Annotated in this window: 14 protein-coding genes; 8 read left to right on the top strand and 6 right to left on the bottom strand. The window is 63.7% G+C overall.

The features are described from left to right. Positions 1 to 65: 65 nt before the first annotated feature. Positions 66 to 842, bottom strand: coding sequence for a 30S ribosomal protein S2 (gene rpsB / locus QUV21_RS03760; protein WP_300853209.1), 777 nt, complete (start codon positions 840 to 842; stop codon positions 66 to 68). A gap of 286 nt (positions 843 to 1,128) precedes the next feature. Between rpsB and QUV21_RS03755 the strand changes: the two genes are divergently transcribed. Beyond that, positions 1,129 to 2,298, top strand: coding sequence for a mandelate racemase/muconate lactonizing enzyme family protein (locus QUV21_RS03755; RefSeq protein WP_300853208.1), 1,170 nt, complete (start codon positions 1,129 to 1,131; stop codon positions 2,296 to 2,298). A 19-nt stretch (positions 2,299 to 2,317) separates the two neighbouring features. Here QUV21_RS03755 and QUV21_RS03750 read toward each other — a convergent pair whose 3' ends face one another. Beyond that, positions 2,318 to 3,259 (bottom strand): homocysteine S-methyltransferase family protein, encoded by a 942-nt coding sequence (locus QUV21_RS03750; RefSeq protein ID WP_300853207.1) that lies wholly within the window; start codon positions 3,257 to 3,259, stop codon positions 2,318 to 2,320. A gap of 308 nt (positions 3,260 to 3,567) precedes the next feature. Here QUV21_RS03750 and QUV21_RS03745 point away from each other — a divergent pair, with 308 nt between their 5' ends. The 3 genes from QUV21_RS03745 to QUV21_RS03735 all read left to right on the top strand — a co-directional run bounded on the left by QUV21_RS03745 (position 3,568) and on the right by QUV21_RS03735 (position 6,140). After that, a complete protein-coding gene (locus QUV21_RS03745; RefSeq protein ID WP_300853206.1) occupies positions 3,568 to 4,464 on the top strand; it encodes a PfkB family carbohydrate kinase in 897 nt (298 codons plus the stop codon). After that, on the top strand, positions 4,461 to 5,384 hold the full coding sequence (locus QUV21_RS03740; RefSeq protein ID WP_300853205.1) for a pseudouridine-5'-phosphate glycosidase: 924 nt from the start codon (positions 4,461 to 4,463) through the stop codon (positions 5,382 to 5,384). The genes QUV21_RS03745 and QUV21_RS03740 overlap by 4 nt, the downstream gene beginning before the upstream one ends. A 75-nt stretch (positions 5,385 to 5,459) precedes the next feature. Then, positions 5,460 to 6,140 (top strand): DUF502 domain-containing protein, encoded by a 681-nt coding sequence (locus QUV21_RS03735; RefSeq protein WP_300853204.1) that lies wholly within the window; start codon positions 5,460 to 5,462, stop codon positions 6,138 to 6,140. 28 nt (positions 6,141 to 6,168) lie between these two features. Here QUV21_RS03735 and QUV21_RS03730 read toward each other — a convergent pair whose 3' ends face one another. Both QUV21_RS03730 and QUV21_RS03725 read right to left on the bottom strand, forming a co-directional pair. After that, the gene (locus QUV21_RS03730) at positions 6,169 to 7,227 is read right to left on the bottom strand and encodes a patatin-like phospholipase family protein (RefSeq protein WP_300853203.1); all 1,059 of its coding nucleotides are present in this window, start codon (positions 7,225 to 7,227) and stop codon (positions 6,169 to 6,171) included. After that, positions 7,212 to 7,985, bottom strand: a complete 774-nt coding sequence (locus QUV21_RS03725) for a 3-hydroxybutyrate dehydrogenase (protein ID WP_300853202.1) — start codon at positions 7,983 to 7,985, stop codon at positions 7,212 to 7,214. Before QUV21_RS03725 ends, QUV21_RS03730 begins: the two co-directional genes overlap by 16 nt. 365 nt (positions 7,986 to 8,350) lie before the next feature. Here QUV21_RS03725 and QUV21_RS03720 point away from each other — a divergent pair, with 365 nt between their 5' ends. Continuing rightward, a complete protein-coding gene (locus tag QUV21_RS03720; protein WP_300853200.1) occupies positions 8,351 to 10,069 on the top strand; it encodes an extracellular solute-binding protein in 1,719 nt (572 codons plus the stop codon). 168 nt (positions 10,070 to 10,237) lie between these two features. Here the strand turns inward: QUV21_RS03720 and QUV21_RS03715 are convergent, their stop codons facing one another. Continuing rightward, positions 10,238 to 10,861, bottom strand: a complete 624-nt coding sequence (locus QUV21_RS03715; protein WP_300853198.1) for an XRE family transcriptional regulator — start codon at positions 10,859 to 10,861, stop codon at positions 10,238 to 10,240. A 64-nt stretch (positions 10,862 to 10,925) separates the two neighbouring features. Between QUV21_RS03715 and QUV21_RS03710 the strand changes: the two genes are divergently transcribed. From QUV21_RS03710 to QUV21_RS03700, 3 genes are read left to right on the top strand one after another with little or no spacing between them, the layout of a single operon-like run. After that, positions 10,926 to 12,428, top strand: a complete 1,503-nt coding sequence (locus tag QUV21_RS03710) for a class I adenylate-forming enzyme family protein (protein WP_300853196.1) — start codon at positions 10,926 to 10,928, stop codon at positions 12,426 to 12,428. Next, on the top strand, positions 12,425 to 13,072 hold the full coding sequence (locus QUV21_RS03705; RefSeq protein ID WP_300853194.1) for a DsbA family oxidoreductase: 648 nt from the start codon (positions 12,425 to 12,427) through the stop codon (positions 13,070 to 13,072). Before QUV21_RS03710 ends, QUV21_RS03705 begins: the two co-directional genes overlap by 4 nt. Before the next feature lie 59 nt (positions 13,073 to 13,131). Further along, positions 13,132 to 14,283 (top strand): MFS transporter, encoded by a 1,152-nt coding sequence (locus QUV21_RS03700; protein ID WP_300853486.1) that lies wholly within the window; start codon positions 13,132 to 13,134, stop codon positions 14,281 to 14,283. On the opposite strand, the gene mfd is transcribed toward QUV21_RS03700, so the two are convergent. After that, positions 14,280 to 17,738: a transcription-repair coupling factor gene (gene mfd, locus QUV21_RS03695; protein ID WP_300853193.1), complete on the bottom strand. Its 3,459-nt coding sequence runs from the start codon at positions 17,736 to 17,738 to the stop codon at positions 14,280 to 14,282. The genes QUV21_RS03700 and mfd overlap by 4 nt on opposite strands. Between the last annotated feature and the right edge of the window lie 12 nt (positions 17,739 to 17,750).

The raw sequence follows: 17,750 nt of genomic DNA, 5'->3' as shown, positions 1-17,750 counted from the left end.
TCCTGAAATTCGGATCCCGGCGGGGTAGACCCGCCGGGTGACAAGCTTGTGACGCGCAAAGCCGATCAGGCTTCGGCTTCGACTTCGGCTTCAGCGACGACGGCTTCTTCCGGCGCAGCTTCAAGCGCGCCAAGATCGACACCAGCCGCACCCATCTGGGCCGACATGCCGTCAAGTGCGGCACGGGCGATCAGGTCGCAGTAGAGCTGGATCGCGCGGGCGGCGTCGTCGTTGCCCGGGATCACATAGTTCACGCCCTTGGGCGAGCAGTTGGTGTCAACCACGGCCACGACCGGGATGCCCAGCTTTTGCGCTTCCAGAACGGCAAGGTCTTCCTTGCCCACGTCCACGATGAAGATCAGGTCCGGGGTGCCGCCCATCTCGCGGATCCCGCCAAGCGAGGCCTGCAGCTTGGACTGGTCACGTTCCATGCCAAGGCGTTCCTTCTTGGTCAGGCCTTCGCCGCCTGCGCCGAGAACTTCGTCCAGCTGCTTCAGGCGCTGGATCGACTGGGAAACGGTTTTCCAGTTGGTCAGCGTGCCGCCCAGCCAGCGGTGGTTCATGTAGAACTGCGCGCAACGCTCGGCCGCTTCGGCGACGGGCTTTTGCGCCTGACGCTTGGTGCCGACGAACAGGATGCGGCCGCCCTTGGCAACCGTGTCGCGCACGACTTTCAGCGCCGCGTCCAGCATCGGGACGGTCTGGGTCAGGTCGATGATGTGAATGCCGTTGCGGTCACCATAGATGAACTCGCCCATCTTGGGGTTCCAGCGAGCGGTCTGGTGGCCGTAGTGAACGCCAGCTTCCAAGAGCTGACGCATGGAGAACTCGGGAAGAGCCATGCCTTATCCTTTTCCGGTTTGATCCTCGGTGCGGCCGTCTTCACCCCCGGATGGGGGCAACCGGTGGACCCCACGGGATTTCTCCCCGCAAAAGCCCCAGCCACACCTGTGAAGTGGCGGGGCATTACCCCGCCCCACCCGGCGTTGCAAGCGGAAATCGCCCGTAATTGGCTGTAAACTGGGCTGGACCGGGCCGAAAGCGGCCCTTTGTTGTCGCAAGCCATGGCGCAAGGCCGCCTCGGGTGGCTAAAGTTGCCACTGGGGTCTGGCGTTGCAAGGGGTTGCCATGAAAATCAGGTCAGTCACGGCGGTGCCGGTCAACATCCCGTTTCACGCGCCTTACCGGTTCAGCTATGGCGCGATTGCGTCGCTGACCAAGACGGTGATCCGGCTGGAAACCGAAGACGGGGTGACGGGCCTTGGCGAATGTGCCGATGGTGACCGCGCGGCTGATGTGATCGCGGCGGGTGCGCGGCTGGTGGGCATGGACCTGCGCGACATCCATCTGGCCGAGGCAAAGCTGGTTCCCGCCATGCGCTATACCCCTTGGGGCAATGTGCTTTCGGCCCGCAGAGTGTTCGCGGGGATCGAGATGGCCATGTGGGACGCGCGGGGCAAGACCGAAGGCGTGCCGCTTTACCGGCTTTTGGGTGGCGCGGTCCGGCTGGAAATTCCGCTGACCGAGTATTTCAGCTATCGCTGGCCCGGGGCCAACCACCCCGGCGAAGGCTCACCCGTCGAGGTGGCGCGCTATTGTGCTGCGATGATCGAACGCCACGGCGCGACGATCTTTGAAGGCAAGGTCGGGGCCGTGGCGCTGGAGGAAGAGGTGCAGATGGTGCGCGAGGTGCGCGCAGCCATCGGCGACCGCACCCTGCAACTGGATGCCAACGGCGGCTGGACGGTGCCAACAGCGCGTGACGCCTTGCGCCGCCTTGCGCCGTTCGACATCAGCTGGTTTGAAGAACCGGTTGAAACCTATGAGGAAATGGCGGATCTTCGCCGCCATTCAGACATCCCGTTTTCTGCCCATATGATCGACTTGCCAAAGGCTGTTGCTCTGCGCTGCCCCGATTGTATCGTGACCAACGTAAACGAACACGGCGGCATCCGCCGCACCGCCGATTTTATCCGCGCCTGCGAGGCGTTCGGCGTGGGCTTCCGCTTTCACAGCGGCGAGACGGGGATCGCAAGTGCCGCCTACCTGCACCTGTCGGCCGCAATGGAACATGTGCGCGGGGCCAGCCAGACGCTGTTTCACTGGTACGCCGATGACGTCATCGAAGGCGGCCCGCATGCGCTTGAAGGTGGCGTGACGCGTGTGCCGGATGGCCCCGGCCTTGGCGTAACGCTGGATGAAGGCGCGCTTGCCCGTTGCCACGAACGCTATCTGGCCGAAGGGGCGTTTCCCGATGGCCGATCGGGTGGCTATGGCAGCCTATTCCGCAAACGTTGAACCGGTCTGGATGAACCGATTACCGCGTGTGATGCCGGTGGAAATGACCTGACGCCGCCCCGACATGGCGGTGATCCGACCCGCAACAGCCGCCGATGACCCTGAGGTTCGGCAAAAGCGCCCCGAGGTCTCGGTATAGCTGGCCAAACTCGTCAGGGTCGCCCGCGTCCAGTTCGGTGGACTCGTCAAGCTCGGCATGGCTCATGCGCGACGCGTTGGCCCTGATACCGCCGATCCGCGACACCCAGCTCCCCTCCAGCACGCCGCTGAAATGGGTGGGATGCGCGCAGTTGACCATATAGTAGACCGGCGCGCCGTCCGTCGCGGCATCTGTCGTGGCAATCGCTTGCGACAGCGTTTCGCGCGAGGGCAGCCTGCCATCCGTCTCAACCGTGAAGGATACTGCCACTGGCACCCCTGCGGCTTGTGCCGCCCGCACCACGCCGATTGCTTCGCCGGAATGGGTCATGGTGGCGGCGGTGATCAATTCTACTCCGGCTTCTGCCAAAGCCTCGACCTGTACCCTGTGGCAGGCATTGGCTTCGTCCCCGGTCAGCGTGCGCTCCAGCGCGTAGCCGTCACCCGAAGGGCCAAGCACGCCGTTCAGCAGGACCGGCATCCCCTCCGCCTCTGCCCCGGCCCGGAAGCCTGCGCAAAATGCCGCCGCCTCGGCATTGATCCGCCGGATCGCGGTCCCATCAAGGCCCATTACCGCGCCCCAGGAGGTGCCAGCGCGCCAGGTCGGCGTATCCAGCACCAACCCGGTGTCCGCGTTCCGTGCAAGCGCCGCATAGACATGGAAATAGCGGGTCAGGGCGTCGCGACCGGTTTCGCTGTCCAGCAAGGTAAATGCCGCGAAACTGGGCAACTCCTGCCCTTCGTTGAAGATCATTGTCGTCTCCAGTCCGCCGTCCGTCAGCCATGGCGTCCGGGCTGCAAGCAATTGTTCCAGTCTTTGCATGGCGATATCCCCGAAATTGCAGGGTTGGCCAATCCATGACGACGGGGGTGGCAGACCTGCGGACGGGTCGCAAAAAAAATCAGAACGGGTTCGCAAAGGGGGCAGACACCGGCGACCGCAGCTTGCAGTTTAGCACGTTCTTTCACATTCAAGAAACCTGCTGAACGGCGCAGTAGGTTGGCCGGTGAGTTCATTTGCCCTCCAGACCTTGCCACCCGGGCAGGCACCCGCGCCAAGGCCACCTGCTGACGTCACAAAGCCTCGGATAGCGGCTTGCCCGCCCCGCCAATTCGCGGCAGAAGGCAGGCATGTCCGCTCCTCCTGACATCCTTTGCATCGGTTCGATCCTTTGGGACATCATCGGTCGCAGCCCGACGGCGATGCGGCTTGGGTCCGATGTGCCGGGCCGGATCACCCGGCTACCGGGCGGTGTGGCGATGAACATCGCCATGACCCTGCGCCGTTTCGGTCTGAGCCCTGCCCTGCTGACCGCGATCGGCCGGGATGCGGAGGGTGACGAACTCGTTGCCGCCTGTGACCGGATGGGGCTTTTGACTGGTCATATCTACCGGTCCGATGATCTGCCGACAGACCGCTACATGGCCATAGAGGGTGCCAACGGGCTGATTGCCGCCGTGGCTGACGCCCATTCGCTTGAAGCGGCGGGTGACAAGATCCTGCGGCCGCTTGAAGACGGGCGGCTTGGGTGCGCGCATACCCCATGGCCCGGCCTGATCGCGCTTGACGGCAACCTGACCGAGGCGCTGCTCTCGGACATTGCCATTTCGCCGCTGTTTGCCGCCGCCGATCTGCGGGTCGCCCCGGCCTCGCCCGGCAAGGCGGAGCGGCTGCTGCCGCTGCTGGCCCATCCGACAGCAACGCTCTATGTGAACCTTGAAGAGGCCAATATCCTTGCCAAGTCCAACTGCACCACCGCCCCCGAGGCCGCCGAGGCGCTCTTGGCGCGCGGTGCCAGCCGGGTTCTGGTGACCGATGGCGGGGCTTTGTCTGCCGAAGGCCAGCGCGGCGGCGGGGTGATCGAGGATGCTCCGCCTCCGGTTCTTGTAACCCGTGTGACAGGCGCGGGCGATACATTCATGGCCGCGCACATCGTGGCAGAGACACGAGGGGCTGACCGGATGGTCGCGCTGGATGCCGCCCTGCGCGCGGCCGCAAGCTATGTTTCAGGAGAGATCGGCGCATGACCTTCCCCCTAATCCTGTCACCCGAGGTGGCCGAGGCGCGGCGCAACGGCACCCCGATTGTGGCCCTTGAAAGCACAATCATCACCCACGGCATGCCATTTCCGCAGAATGTGGAAACAGCCGCTCGGGTAGAGGCCGAGGTCAGGGCGCATGGCGCGGCTCCGGCAACCATCGCCATCATGGACCACCAGATTCATGTCGGCCTGACCGAAGCCGCCTTGCAGGCGCTTGGGCAGGCGACCAACGTGGCCAAACTGTCGCGCGCCGATCTGGCGGCCTGTCTGGCCAAGGGCGGCACCGGGGCAACCACGGTTGCCGCCACAATGATCTGCGCGCAGCTTGCGGGGATCGAGGTATTTGCCACCGGCGGCATTGGTGGCGTGCATCGCGGGGCAGAGACCAGCTTTGACATCTCGGCTGACCTGCGGGAACTGGCGGAAACGGCGGTGACGGTGGTGGCGGCGGGGGCGAAAGCGATTCTCGATCTGCCGAAGACGCTGGAATACCTTGAAACGCTGGGCGTGCCGGTCATCGCCTATGGCCAGGATGAATTTCCCGCCTTCTGGTCGCGGTCCTCGGGCCTGAAGGCGCCTTTGCGGATGGACCAGCCCGCCGACATCGCCGCCGCGCATATCCTGCGCGCACGGCTTGGTCTGCCGGGTGGGCAATTGGTGGCCAACCCGATCCCCTTGGCCGATGAACTCCCCCGGGCCGAAATCATGCCCCATATCGAGGCCGCGCTGGCCGAGGCTACGGCCCAGGGCATCGCGGCCAAGGCGGTGACGCCCTTCCTTTTGCAGCGCATCTTCGAACTGACCGAGGGCCGGTCGCTGCGGTCCAATATCGGGCTGGTGCTGAACAATGCGCGGCTGGCGACGGGCATCGCTGCCGAAATCGCCCGGCAGCGCGCCGAAAGCTGATTGCTGGCCATTGGCAAGGGGCCAAGGGGCTCATAGATTGGGGCTGCGCGCCCCTCCTGCCCCGCTGGAGCCTTGATGTCAGACCCGCAGACTTCCCGCCGCCGCAGCATCCTTGCCAGCTTGCGCGGCAGTTTTCTGACCGGTCTGGTGGTGGTGTTGCCGATCGGCCTGACGGCCTATTTCGTCTGGACCCTGATCGGCTGGATCGATGCCTGGATCCTGCCGCTGATCCCTGCCGCCTACCAGCCCGACGCGCTGGTCGCCCATTACATCGGCCCGGACGCGAACTTTCCGGTGCGGGGGCTGGGCGTGCTGGTCTTTCTGGTCTTTACCGTCTTCATCGGCTGGATGGCCAAGGGTCTGTTCGGACGGTCCATCATCCGCTGGAGCGAAGACAAGGTGGACCGGATGCCGATCATCCGGTCACTCTATGGCGCGATCAAGCAGGTGGCGGAAACCTTCTTCAACAAGAAGGAACAAAGTTTCGATCAGGTCTGCCTGTTGGAGTTTCCGCGCGAAGGGTCTTTTGCCCTTGGCTTCCTGTCGACCCGACCAAAGGGTGAACTGGCGCAGCGGCTTGCCGCGCTTGGCCCGGATTTTTCCGCCGTGTTCGTGGGGCTGACGCCGTTCACATCGGGGATGTTGCTGTTCGTGCCGACCAAGGATCTGGTGATCCTTGACATGAAGATTGACGATGCCGCCAAGCTGATCGTGTCGGGCGGGCTGGTCTATCCCTTGCCGAAAGAGCCAGCCTGACACCGATCTGGCCTGACCCGGCCTTTATCTATCCCTGACCCAACAGACCCGGCAGGTTCACCCCCGGCTCGGCCCCGATGTGGCAGGCGTCGGTGGCAAGAAAGCGGTCCGCCGCCGCGCGGCCTGCCGTCTTCAATCGGTCCAGAAGCTGTGGGTTGGGGGCGGTCTTGCTGTTGGCCGACAGGTTGTTCATCAACCCGTCATCGGCGATCATGTGAAGTCGCACCTCCTTCATCTTGCCCTTTTCCATCCGACCTTCGGCAATCAGACGGCGCACGAAGTTCACGGCGCGAAGTTCGCTGAGCAGGCTTGCGTTGAAGCTGATCTCGTTGATCCGGTTCTGGATATCCAGCGGGGTCTCCGGCACTTGGTCGCGCCGCATCGGGTTGATCGACACGATCAGCACATCTTCCGGCAAGTCCGGTTCGTAAAGCGGGAACAGGGCCGGGTTTCCGGCATAGCCGCCGTCCCAATAGCTTTCGCCATCAATCGTGACCGCCTGAAACACCGTGGGCAGACAGGCCGAGGCCATCAGCGCCTCGGGCGTGATGGCGGTGCCGGAAAACACCTTGATCTTGCCGGTGCGGACATTGGTGGCACTGACAAAAAGGCGCGGGCCTTCCCCGGCGCAGACCCGGGCAAAGTCCAGATCACGGACCACAGGCTCCAACGGGTTTTGCCAGCTGTCCCCCCACGCATAGGGCGAATAGAACTGCGCAGCCAGACCTTGGGGCGAAACGGGCAGCAAGGCCTCGGACGCGCCTTGCCAGAATCGCATGGCGGGCAGAAAGGGTTGCAGCCATGGGATCATGCGAAAATCGCCGATCTCGCCAACCCGATGCCAAAGCCGGTCAAGCCGTTTGCGCGCAGCCCCGCGCCCGCCGGCAATCAGCCCGGCCTTCAGCGCCGCCCCGTTCAGCGCACCCGCAGAGGTGCCGGAAATCGCGGTGATTTCCAGATCATCTTCCTCAAGCAGACGGTCAAGCACACCCCAGGTGAAGGCGCCATGCGCGCCGCCGCCCTGAAGTGCCAGATTGACCCGCCGCTTTGCCGGGGGCTGCGGCGCGGGCGTCACAGGGCCGTCCATCCGCCATCAATGGAAATCGTGGTTCCGGTCACCTGATCGGCCGCCGCCGAACAAAGGTAAACCGCCGTCCCACCAACCTGTTCGACGGTTGCAAACTGACGCGAGGGCTGGCGCAGCAGCATCACCTCGCGGATCACCGTTTCCCGGTCCATCTTGTGGGCCTTCATCTGGTCGGGGATCTGCGCCTCGACCAAGGGGGTCAGCACATAGCCCGGACAGATCGCGTTGGCGGTGATACCCTGCCCCGCACATTCAAGGGCCACGGTCTTGGTCAGCCCGACAACCCCATGTTTGGCCGCGACATAGGCGCTTTTGTAGGGGCTTGCGGTAAGCCCATGCGCGGAGGCCACGTTGACCACCCGCCCCCAGCCCTTGGCCCGCATCCCCGGCAAGGCGGCTGCCGTGGTGTGAAAGGCCGATGTCAGGTTGATCGCGATGATCGCATCCCATTTGTCGACCGGGAATTCATCCACCGGGGCCACGAACTGGATGCCTGCGTTGTTCACCAGAATGTCGCAGCCGCCCGCCTGTTCGATCAGCGCCCGGCAATCGCTGCCCTTCGACATGTCGGCGGCGATGTAGCGTGCGGTCACGCCATGGCGCGCGCCAAGGTCGCGGGCAAGGTCATGATCTTCGGCCCGGTCGGTGAAGCTGTTCAGCACCACCTCTGCCCCGGCGGCGGCCAGTGCTTCGGCCACGCCCAGCCCAATGCCCGAATTCGACCCTGTGATGATCGCCCGCTTGCCTGCCAGTGTCATGGCTTTCCCCTTATGCTGCATCTGCGAAACAATGCCATGTGCGGCGGCCAAGGGGAAGCTTTGCACAGCGCATAAAAAAAACGCCGGCACGAAGCCGGCGTTAAGTCTTTGAGGCAGGTTTCATACAGGCAAGAAACCTATCGAGCAGTAGGACTTGTATAATCGTCTCTCCGCCGATGGCCAAGCTAAAAGTTTGAAATGGCACGATGACGGCCCTAGACTGGCCGTCAATCACACCGCCAGCAGTCAGGAAGATCGCCACGATGTTCAGCGCAATTCGCCAAAGTCTATGCCGCCTTGTGGCACCTGCAGCGCTTGTCCTTGCGGCAGGCGTCGCGGGCGCAGAGCCCCAGCATGGCATAGCTATGTATGGCCAACCGGCTTTGCCCCCGGATTTTGTGTCCCTGCCGCAGGCAAACCCCGATGCGCCGAAGGGGGGCAGCATCACTTTCGCGGTCAATGGCAGCTATGACACGCTGAACCCTTTCATCACCAACGGCTCGGCGGCGGAAGGCATTGCCCCCCTGACCTTCGAGACGCTGATGGCACGCAGTTTCAACGAGCCATTCACGCTTTACGGTCTTCTGGCCGAATCGATCACCACCGATGACGGGCGGACCTTCGTCGAATTCACCCTGCGTGAGGCAGCCCGATTCTCTGACGGCAGCCCGGTTACGGTGGAAGACGTGCTGTGGTCGTATGAGACTTTGGGTACACTGGGCCACCCGCGCTATCACGGGGCCTGGAAGAAGATCGCCACCGCCGAGGCGACGGGGCCACGCAGCCTGCGCTTTACCTTCAACGTCGAAGACCGCGAACTGCCGTTGATCCTTGGCCTGCGCCCGATCCTGAAGAAGGCGGATTTCGACGGCAAGGCGTTCGATGTGACCTCGCTGGACCGGCTGACCGGGTCCGGGCCTTACCTTGTCGACAAGGTCGATCCGGGCGTGAACATCAGCTATCGGCGCAACCCCGATTGGTGGGGCAAAGACCTGCCGGTCAATCAGGGTCAGTGGAACTTTGATACCATCCGATACGAATATTTCGGCAACCCGGTCGCGGTGTTCGAATCGGTCAAGAACGGTGCGATCACCGCCTACCGCGAGGATAATCTGGCCAAATGGGCCAGCCGCTACGACTTTCCGGCCATCACCTCGGGCGAGATGGTCAAGCTTGAGGTGCCGCATGACCGCCCGTCAGGCATCATCGGGCTGGTGATGAACACCCGCCGCGCGCAATTTGCCGACTGGCGGGTGCGCGAAGCGATGATCCAGATGTTCAACTTCGATTTCATCAACCAGACGGTGACGGGTGGTGCCGCCCCGCGCATTGCCTCGTATTTCTCGAACAGCCCGTTTGCCATGACCCCCGGCACCCCGGCCGAGGGCAAGGTTCTGGCCCTGCTGGAACCCTTTGCCGCCGATCTTCTGCCTGGCACGATCGAAGGCTACGCGCTTCCGGAAAATGACGGCACTCCGGCCAACCGCGCGGCCTTGCGTCGCGCGATGGCCCTCTTGGAAGACGCCGGCTGGACCGTGGCCGCTGACGGTATCCTGCGCAATGCCGAGGGCGCGCCCTTCAGCTTTGAAATCCTGCTGACCATCGGTCAGGACGAGGCGGCGACCATTTCGGCCATCTATGTCGAAGCGCTGAAGGCCATCGGGATCGACGCCAAGGTCACCATGCTGGACAGCGCGCAGATGAAGACCCGCACCGATACTTTCGATTTCGACATGACCTACATGATCCGCACCATGTCGCTTTCGCCGGGCAACGAACAGTTCCTTTACTGGGGGTCCGACGTGGCCGAAGCCGAAGGGTCGCGCAACTGGATGGGTGTGAAATCGTCGGCGATTGACGCGATGATCGGGGCCATGCTTTCAGCCGGGGGGCAGGACGACTTTACCGCCGCCGCGCAGGCGCTTGACCGGCTTCTGACCGCCGGGCGCTATGTCGTGCCGTTCTGGTTTGCCGACCGCAACCTGATCGTGCATCGCAAGGAATTGCGCCACCCCGAGACGGTGCAGCTTTACGGCGACTGGGGAAATTCCTATCTTCCCGCGCTGTGGTGGTATGAAGAATGACCCCCGGGAACAAAAGAAAAGGCAAGAGCATGTGCAAACTCGCACTGATCGGACTGGCACTTCTGACCTTGTCGGCCTGCAACACGGTTGGCGGTGTCGGGCAAGACATCACCGCCGGGGCTGAAACGGTAAAGAGCATGTTCTGAGCCAGAGGGGGGGGGGCGCCCGTCAGACCAGTGACGTGACCCACAGGATCGTCGCGTCATCGTCGGACAGGCTGATCACGTTGTGGCCCATGGCGGCGTCGTAATAGGCACTGTCGCCCCGCCGCAGATCAACCGGTTCGTAGAATTCGGTATAAAGCCGGACGACACCGGTCAGGACGTACAGGAATTCTTCGCCGTTGTGGCGCACCCAGCCGGCGAATTCGTCAAAACTGCGGGCGCGGATCGTGGCACGGTAGGGCAGCATCTGCTTTTTCAAAAGGCCCGCCGCCAGAAGCTCATGTTCATAGGTTACGGTGGCTTGCGCCTGCCCTTCTCCGGCCTTGGTGACAGCCATCCGCCCGTTGATCTGCGCCTTCGATGGTGGTGTGAACAGTTGCGGCACCGAGATTGACAAGCCCCCGGCCAGCTTTTTCAGCGCGTCATAGGTCGGGCTCATCTGTCCGTTCTCGATCTTTGACAGGGTGGACCGGGCAAGCCCTGCGCGTTTTGCAGCTTCTTCCAGCGTCCATCCTCGGCTGCGGCGCAACTCGCGCACGCGGTCGCCAAGGTTCAAAGGCTCCACATGCGTCTCACCGCCCGCCTCGCGGGCCACACGGATCATGGTCTTGGGGTCTGTCGGCTGCATGGCTTTGCGATAGTCCAGCACACCCGGCCTTGCAACTGCGATGCGGGCTTCTTAGGCAATGTGGATGCAATCCCTGATCGACACCCGCCCGTTTCCGGCCCTGCCGCCCGTGTTCAATCTGGCCGGTCATGTGCTGGCGCGTGGGCGGTCCAGCCCGGAAAAGACGGCGCTGGTGATGCTGCATCCTGACCGGGACGCGCTGTTTTCCTACCGCGAGGTTACCGCGCAGGTGCTGGGGGCGGCCACAGCCCTTTTGGCGCTTGGGTTGCGCCCGGGGGACCGGGTGTTGATGCGGCTGCAAAACGGATTGGGCTTTCCGGTGGTCTTTCTTGGGGCCATTGCGGCAGGGCTGGTGCCGGTGGCCACTTCGGCCGCGCTCACGGTGGCCGAGGTGACGCGGCTGGCGCTGCGGGTTGACCCAAGGCTGATCGTGGCCGATCCCGGCGTGGCCCTGCCCGACCACCCTGCCCCACGCCTTGCCCCTGATCCTGTAGCCTGGGGCAAGCTGCCCCCGGCAGATTTCCACTTGGGTGATCCGGGGCGCGAGGCCTATGTCGTTTTTACCTCTGGCTCCTCTGGCCAGCCCGAGGCGGTGTCGCATGCCCACCGCGCCATCCTTGCGCGCGCCGCGATGCATGTGGCGTGGGAGGCTTTGGGGCCTGACGACCGGCTGTTGCATGCCGGGGCGCTGAACTGGACCTATACGCTTGGCGCCGGGCTCTTGGACCCGTGGACGGTGGGGGCAACCGCGCTGATCCCGGCACCGGACACGCCGACCGCCGCCCTTCCAGCACTTTTGGCCCGGGCCGAAGCCACCATCTTTGCCGCCGTTCCGGGCGTCTTTCGCCAGATGCTGCGCGCAGGGCTGCCCACCCTGCCCCAGCTTCGCCACGCGCTTTCGGCGGGTGAGTCCCTGCCCACCACCCTGCGCGTGGACTGGCAACGCCAGACCGGCACCGATGTGCATGAGGCGCTGGGGATGTCGGAACTGTCGACCTATATCTCGGGCGCGCCGGGTCGTCCCGCGCCGGCTGGAACGGCGGGACTTGTCCAGCCCGGCCGCCTTGTCGCCTGCCTTGACGATGCGGGCGACCTGGTGCCGCGCGACACGCCGGGCGAGCTTGCGGTTTCCACCGCCGACCCGGGCTTCATGCGCGGCTATCTTGGTCGACCTGCCCCCGAAGGCCCGTGGTTTCGCACCGGCGATATGGTGCGGATGTCTGCCACCGGGGCGATCACCCATCTGGGCCGCCGCGATGACTTGATGAACGCGGGCGGGTTCCGCACCTCTCCGCTGGAGATCGAGGCCGCGTTTCACGACCTGCCCGGCCTGACCGCCTGCGCGGCGACCGAGGTCGAGGTCGCCCCCGGCACCCGGATCATCGCGCTTTTCTACGAAGCCGGGTGCGGGATCGACGCCGCACCTCTGCGCCAGCGCGCCGAACTTGCCCTTGCCCGCTACAAGCAGCCAAGGCATTACCAGCAGGTTGAAACCTTGCCCCGCACCGCCAATGGCAAGCTGATCCGCCGCGCGGTTGCCGCCCTATATCAGAGACCAGACCCATGATCCGCCTTGATATCTTTTCCGACCCTGTCTGCCCGTGGTGCTTCATCGGCAAGGCCAATCTTGAGCGCGCGATCATGGATCACCCGGTCCACCCCTTCGCCATTCAATGGCACCCGTTTCAGCTGAACCCCGATCTGCCGCCCGAAGGCATGCCGAAACGCGCCTATCTGGAGGCCAAGTTCGGCGGCCCCGCCAAGGTGGACGCGATCCATGACCGGTTGCGCGAAGTGGCCCGTGCGGCCGGGGTGGACATGGACCCGGACATCCCCCAGCGGATGCCCAATACCCTGAACGCCCACCGCCTGATCCATTGGGCGGGGATCGAGGCCTGCCAGCCCGATGTGGTAGACCGCCTGATGCGCGCCTACTGGGCCGAGGGGCGCGACATCGGTGATCTGGATACCCTTGCCGATATCGCAGGAGAAGCGGGCATGGACCGTGCCGCGACGCTGCGGCTGCTGCATTCAGACGCCGACGCCGATGATATCGCCGCCCGCGACGCCGACGCCCGCGCGAAAGGTGTTACGGCGGTGCCGACGTTTCTGGTTGCGCAACAATATGTTGTTTCTGGCGCGCAGCCACCTGATTTGTGGACAAAGGTCATCGCCGAATTGACGCCGCCCGCCGAAGGCCTGGTCAATTGACCGCAAACCCCGTCGCGCAGAAGACAGTCTCACAGACCGAGTTTGTTGCCATCGTGGCGATGCTCTTTGCCACCATCGCAATCTCTATTGACGCGATGCTGCCAGCCCTGCCCGACATCGCCGCCGCCCTGTCGCCCGAGGCACCGAATGCGGCGCAACTGGTGGTCACCAGCTTCGTGCTTGGCATGGGGATCGGCACGCTGTTTGCCGGGCCGCTGTCCGACACCTTCGGCCGCAAGCGCGTGATCATGCTGGGATCGGCGGTTTATGCCATGGCGGCGCTGGCCTGCTATTTTGCCCCTTCGCTTGAACTCTTGCTGGCTGCGCGCGTGGTGCAGGGGATAGGCTCTGCCGCGCCGCGCACCGTATCCATCGCCATGGTGCGCGATATGTTCAGCGGGCGCGAGATGGCCCGGATCCTCAGCTTTGTGATGATGATCTTCACGATCATCCCGGCCATTGCCCCTTTGATGGGTCAGGGCATCATCGCCCTTGCCGACTGGCACGCTATCTTTCTGGCCTATATCGCCTTTTCCGCGATCACGATGCTGTGGCTGGGCCTGCGCCAGCCGGAAACCTTGCCCGCCACAGCGCGCCGGCCCCTGCATGTGGCCTCGCTCTGGTTGGCGACAAAGGAACTTGGCCGACACCGTGTGATCGTGATTTCCACGCTGGTGCAGGCGCTGACGCTGGGTGCCTTGTTCGCCACCCTTTCGTCGATGCACGGCATCTTCGAGGCCCGCTTTGACCGGGCGGAAACCTTCCCGCTCTGGTTTGCCTTCATCGCTGTCGGGTCCATGTCCGGCAGCCTGTTGAACAGCCGGATCGTGATGACGCTTGGCATGCGGCGGGTGATCACCGTCACTTTCGCCGCACAGCTTGGGCTGACCTTGCTGTGCCTTCTGGTCATCGCCACTGGTCAGATGCCTGAATTCCTTGCCTTTCCGGCGCATCTTTTATGGTCGATCGGGCTTTTCAGCATGATGGGGCTGACCATGGGCAACCTCAACGCCCTCGCGATGGAGCCGGTGGGGCATATCGCCGGCCTTGCCGCGTCGGTCATCTCATGTCTGGCAACTGTCGGATCGGTCTTGCTGGCAATTCCGGTGGGCCTTGCCTTCAATGGCACCGTTTTTCCGCTGCTGGCTGGTGTCTCCGTGCTGCTGGCCGCAGCCCTTGCGTTGATGCGTTTCGGTCTGCGCCCGGCTTAGGCCTTCTTCCCGGCCTTCACCACTTCCGCAAGATCGCGGGCGATGTTGAAGGCGCCCTTGATCCGGTCGGCCTCGGTCTTCATCTCGCCGGTCAGCACGATCTTGTTGCCGTTGACCCGCGCTGCCGGCCCTTGCGCCTTCAGGAAATCGACCAGCCCGGCGGGGTTGGCGAACTTGTCATTATGAAACTGGATCGTCGCGCCCTTCGGCCCGGCATCCAGTTTGGAAATCCCTGCCCGCTTGCACATCGCCTTGATCCGCACGATCAGCATCAGAGTGTTCACTTCCTTCGGCAGCGGCCCGAACCTGTCGATCAGTTCTGCCGCGAAGCCTTCCAGTTCCACCTTGGTCCCAAGGCTGGACAGGCGCCGATATAGCCCAAGCCGAATGTCCAGATCGGGGATGTAGCTTTCCGGGATCATCACCGGCACCCCAAGGTTCAACTGCGGGCTCCAGCCGTCATCGACCGTAGTCAGGCCCTGCAATTCACCCGATTTGATCTTGGCAATCGTGTCTTCCAGCATCTGCTGATAAAGCTCATAGCCGACTTCGCGGATATGGCCGGATTGTTCCTCGCCCAGAAGGTTGCCCGCGCCGCGCAGATCAAGGTCATGGCTGGCAAGGTTGAACCCTGCGCCAAGGCTGTCGAGGCTGCCCAGAAGCCGCAGCCGCTTCGTCGCCTGCGGTGTCAATGGCGCGCGGGGTTTTGTGGTCAGGTAACAATAGGCGCGCGTCTTTGACCGGCCGACCCGCCCACGGATCTGGTAAAGCTGGCTCAGGCCGAACATATCCGATCGGTGGACAATCATGGTGTTTGCGGTGGGAATATCCAGCCCACTTTCAACAATCGACGTTGCGACCAGTACGTCATGCTTGCCATCGTAGAACTGGTTCATCCGGTCATCGAGGTCGCCCGCCGCCAATTGACCGTGCGCCACGACGTAGCTCACCTCTGGCACATGGGTTTTCAGGAACTCTTCCACCTCGTGCAGATCGGCGATCCGCGGCACCACATAGAAGGACTGCCCGCCGCGGAACCTTTCGCGCAAAAGCGCTTCGCGGACTGTGATTGTATCGAATTCGGAAACGTAGGTGCGGATTGCCAAGCGGTCCACCGGTGGCGTGGCAATGATCGACAGATCCCGCACCCCGGTCAGCGACAGTTGCAACGTGCGCGGAATTGGCGTGGCGGTCAGGGTCAGCACATGCACCTCGGACCGCATTTCCTTCAGCCGTTCCTTGTGCGTTACGCCGAAATGCTGCTCCTCGTCGATGATCAGAAGCCCAAGGTTCTTGAAGCTGATCCCCTTGGCCAGAAGCGCATGCGTGCCGACCACGATATCGACCGATCCGTCGCTGATCGCCGCCCGTGTGGCATTGGCATCCTTTGCGGAAACAAAGCGCGACAAGGGTCTGACCGATATGGGAAATCCGCGAAAGCGTTCAGCAAAGCTGCGGTAGTGCTGGCGCGCCAGCAGCGTGGTCGGGCAGATCACAGCCACCTGCATGCCGGACAGGGCCGCCACAAACGCCGCCCGCATCGCCACTTCGGTCTTCCCGAACCCCACATCGCCGACGATCAGGCGGTCCATCGGGCTGCCCTTCTCAAGGTCCGCCACCACATCGGCGATGGCTGAAAGCTGATCGTCGGTTTCCTGATAGGGGAAGCGGGCGGCGAAGGCCTCCCAGATCGAATGGGGCGCCTCAAGGATTGGCGCATGGCGCAGCGCGCGTTCCGCAGCGATCCGCATCAGCCGGTCGGCGATTTCCTTGATCCGTTCCTTGAGCTTGGCCTTCTTGGCCTGCCACGCCCCGCCGCCCAGCCGGTCAAGTAGCCCTTCCTCATGGCCATAGCGGCTAAGAAGTTCGATATTTTCAACAGGCAGGTAGAGTTTTGCATTTTCCGCATATTCCAGCATCACGCAGGCATGCGGAGCGCCAAGGGCGGTGATCGTCTCGATCCCCAGATAGCGGCCCACGCCGTGTTCGACATGCACCACCAGATCACCGGGGGAAAGCGTGTCCACCTCGCGCAGAAAGTTGTCAGCCTTGCGCTTGCGCCGGGGTTTGCCGACCAGCCGGTCGCCAAGCACATCCTGTTCGGAAATCACCGCCAGACCGGGGGCGACAAATCCCGCCTCCAGCGGCCAGACGATCTGGAATAGCCCGCCTTTGCCCCCGGCCTTCCCCTCGGTCAGGTCGCGGAAATCAGAAATGTCCTTGGCCCCCGTCAGCCCATTGTCGGCCAGCAACCCCTTCAGCCGTTCGCGCGCGCCGTCCGACCATGAGGCGACGACCACATGACCGTCGCGCGCCAGAACCTGAACATGTTCCGCCAATGCCTGGAAAAGATTGATCTTCTCTTGTTGGCGCTCTGGCGCGAAGCTGCGTCCGGCCCGCGCGCCAGCGTCCAGAACCCCCGGCCCGGGGCTTTGCGGCAAGGGGGAAAGCTGGATCACCCTATGCCCGGCTACCGCACTTTCCCATGCGGCGTCGTCCAGATACAGCTCCCCGGGCGGCACAGGTTTGTAGACCGTATCGATCCGCCCCTTGGCCCCCATTGCTTCGTGGCGCGAGTCATAGCCGTCGTCGATCGCCTCCCACCGGGCCAGGCGTGCCGGGGTTACCTGATCGTCCAGCACAACGCTGGCACCCGGCAAGTAATCGAAGATCGTTTCAAGCCCGGCATGGAAGAACGGCAGCCAATGCTCCATCCCCTGATGCTTGCGGCCGGCGCTGACCGCTTCATACAGAGGATCGTCCGTGCCAGCAGCGCCAAAGCTGATCCGGTAATTCTGGCGGAACCGGGCAATCGAACCTTCATCAAGGATGATTTCCGAGACGGCCGAAAACTCCACCCGCTTCAGCTTTTCGATGGTCCGCTGGGTTTCCGGGTCAAACCGCCGCGCGCCGTCCAGCACGTCTCCGAAGAAATCCAGCCGGATCGGCCCCCCGGGACCGGGAGGGAAGATATCCACGATCCCGCCGCGCAGCGCGTAGTCGCCCGGTTCGGCCACGGTAGAGACCGGTGAAAACCCCATCCGCGCCAGAAACCCCTTCAGCCGCGCCTCATCCACCCTTTCGCCCACGACGGCGCGGAACGATGCCGCGCGCACCACGTCCCGCGCGGGGATCCGCTGTGTCGCGGCGTTGAGCGTGGTCAAGAGGACGTAGCATCCGGAAAGGCCTTCGGCCAGAACCGCCAGTGTCGCCATGCGCCTTGCTGAAATCTCGGGGTTGGGGCTGACACGGTCATAGGGCAGGCAATCCCATGCCGGGAAATCAAGCACTGGCACATCCGGCGCCATCACGGCCAGCGCCGCGCGCATCGCCTCGGCCCGCTTGTCATCGCGGGCGATATGGACAACCGGCCGCCCCCGCGCCAGTTCGCGGGACAAAAGCAGGGCGTCAAAGCCCTCGGGCGCGCCGCCCAGTATGATGCGTTCGGCGGTCATGAAGGATCCGGA

Source organism: Tabrizicola sp., assembly GCF_030373185.1.
In the GTDB taxonomy this organism is placed as follows: domain Bacteria; phylum Pseudomonadota; class Alphaproteobacteria; order Rhodobacterales; family Rhodobacteraceae; genus Tabrizicola.
The sequence above is the reverse complement of the archived record's forward strand: the minus strand, read 5'-3'. Positions and strand labels throughout refer to the sequence as shown.